Consider the following 469-nt stretch of genomic DNA (forward strand, 5'->3'; position numbering starts at 1 on the left):
CCGGCCTGGGCCGAACTGCCCGCCGGCGATCCCGAGCCGCGCGCGCTGGGGCTCACCGCGCGCCATCTCGCCTACATCATCTACACCTCGGGCTCCACAGGGACGCCCAAGGGCGTCATGGTCGAGCATCGCGGAGTGGTCAATCATACAAGTTGGCAGGCGGATCGATTCCAGCTTTCTGCCCACGACATTTTCCTGCAGCGAACCTCCCTCTCTTTTGATGCCGCGGTGTGGGAGCTATGGACAGCCTTGTTGTTTGGGGCTCGTGTAATTCTCCTTCCCCTCGACCGACAATTCGATTCTCGAACAATTGTCGATCTCCTGGATAAGTACAGAGTGACGGTCCTGCAATTAGTCCCGTCGCTTCTTTCGGCATTGCTTGATCTCATGGACGTTGAGCAAAATGCAATCGGTAGCTTACGATACATGTTTTGTGGTGGAGAGCCCCTCAGGAATGAGATCGTCGCTA

The 469-nt window shown here is 56.9% G+C and carries 1 protein-coding gene; it reads left to right on the forward strand.

What is annotated here, in order from left to right:
• Positions 1-469 (forward strand): AMP-binding protein (locus tag AC0L2A_RS36400; RefSeq protein WP_473613010.1); only part of this gene is annotated, 469 nt, incomplete at both ends.

This window comes from Mesorhizobium sp. WSM4844, assembly GCF_055811775.1.